The 1,958-nt window shown below is 61.7% G+C and carries 1 protein-coding gene and 1 pseudogene; one reads left to right on the top strand and one right to left on the bottom strand.

The window, feature by feature from the left end; all coding sequences use genetic code 11:
• Window positions 1-886: 886 nt before the first annotated feature.
• A pseudogene (locus NKI88_RS31630) lies at window positions 887-1,060 on the top strand (transposase domain-containing protein); the annotation flags it as partial.
• A 200-nt stretch (window positions 1,061-1,260) separates the two neighbouring features.
• On the opposite strand, the gene NKI88_RS31625 reads toward NKI88_RS31630, so the two are convergent.
• The coding region (locus NKI88_RS31625; protein WP_352659318.1) for a GntR family transcriptional regulator at window positions 1,261-1,958 on the bottom strand (698 nt) is incomplete at its 5' end.

Here is a 1,958-nt window from a genome sequence, read left to right as displayed (position 1 = left end):
AGATCAACGTAGCTGAACAACTCGCCAGTTCGATTGTCGCCGCCGCGCACGATTCACCCTCCGCATTCTCGCGAAATGAGTGAATGACGGAGCTACCCCAACCGCGAGCCCCTTTTTCAACAGCCTGCTAGTGCTTGCACAAGGACTTGCAGCCTTCAGTCTACCTCAGTATGACGGCCGTCACCATACGTCACGGGAATACCGAATTGGCGAGGAAAGACCCCCTGCATCACCCGTTCGAGCCATCCTCGCTTGACGTAAGCTGAAACCGACCGCCGTGAGTGCTCTGATCCCTGAAAACTGGATCGTTCGAAAGTGGAGTTTTCTGCGGTAACATCCGGATTTGCGCGCCAAGGTCTCGATAGTACGGGCGAGGGGATAAGAACCTGTCGCGCCATCGCCGGGAGCGGCCCATCGCCCTTGTCCAGAGCTTCGATTAAACTACGGACATGGGCCCGGCCCTTCGGTGCGACGACGCCATACTCGGCCAGATGCGGCCCGCATGGCGCTGATTTGCGCTATGCGCTGCCGAAACCAAGAGGTGGCGAGCCCGATGAAGCATCAGAACGCTCTGGGCGTCCGCCATTTGACAGCCACGAGCCGCATTGTCGGTCGCGTCACCGCCTCGCAGATCGCTTCCGCGTCGGCCGCATCCATCCCTGATCTTCAAAACAGATGGGGTCATTGGGGTCTCGACCGAGCCAGATGATGGCGGCTGCTCCTGTCAATGTGAAAACGTGGTCTATGTAAGTCGCTACAAAAAGGAGCAGCCATGAAGTACTTTGCGTCAAGATCATGGTCACCGACCACCGCAACGGTCTGCCCAACCAACGGATGGAATGAATAGTGACGACAATGTTGAAGCCCGGATTCCCGGCATTATGACGCTGCTTCCGACGGCGGCGGACGAACATGGGCCACCATCGCCACGCTGCTGGCCACCGCCAAGATGAACCAGGTTGATCCGCACGCCTGGCTCACCCAAATCCTCGATCGCATCGCCAATGGCTGGCCAAACAGCGATATCGACGCCCTCATGCCCTGGAACTACCAGAGCTGAACGGCCTCAGCTGCCCGCTTACTTTCATCTCGACCGCGTGGTCTGCGTTCGATCCGAACGCCGTGGCGATTGCCGGCCTTGAAGGCACGAAGATGGGGCAGGACGCCGGCCTGTAGAACGCGCTACGAAGTCGCTCAGGTATAGCCCGGACCTGCGCGGCGCTTGCGATGCGGAGGCGCTGTTGCGGTGTCTTTCTTGCCTCATGCCCTGAACGCGTCGGCGGCATCCGCGAGAGTAGTCAGGTAGTCGAGTGACTGGCCGACATCCTCGACGATCTCACGCCGCGCCGCTTCCGCGTCGTGCGCCTCGAGTGCAGCGCAAAGGCGGCCGCGCCAGTCGCCCCCGCGGGCCGCCACGGATTTCACGTAGTCCGGGAAAAGAAGCTTCAGATAAGGGCCCGTCTGCAGCCACAGGCTCTCGATAATCTTTGCAAGCTGCGGCATGCCGGAGGCGCGGTACACGCCGAGCTGAAACTCGCTGAGTTTGGCGACGTCGGCGTCTACGTTGCCCCGCCGCCGGGCGTCGGCAAGTTCCTCCGCCATGCGGCGCAATCCAGACACCTCCTCCGGCGTTATCCTTTCGGCGCTGCGGGCCGTCGCCAGGCCTTCCACCGCCAGGCGGATATCGCGCAACTCCCGCATCTTGGCGCCGGTCATGCGCGGCACGCGCACCGAGCGGTTGGCCTCGCCCTCCAACACGCCCTCCGCTACCAGCCGGCGCAGACATTCGCGCACCGGCGTCAGGCTAGTGCCATTCTGTTCGGCCAGTTGTCGGATGACCATCTTCTGCCCGGGGACGAAGCGCCCGGCCATAAGCGCGTTGCGGACGTTGGTATAGACCTTGTCGCGCAGGATGTCGCCGTCACCGCCGGCCGGATAAATGGTCGAAATAGCATCGT

The sequence above is a fragment of the Mesorhizobium sp. M0317 genome (assembly GCF_040321555.1).
Taxonomy (GTDB): domain Bacteria; phylum Pseudomonadota; class Alphaproteobacteria; order Rhizobiales; family Rhizobiaceae; genus Mesorhizobium.
The sequence above is the reverse complement of the archived record's forward strand: the minus strand, read 5'-3'. Positions and strand labels throughout refer to the sequence as shown.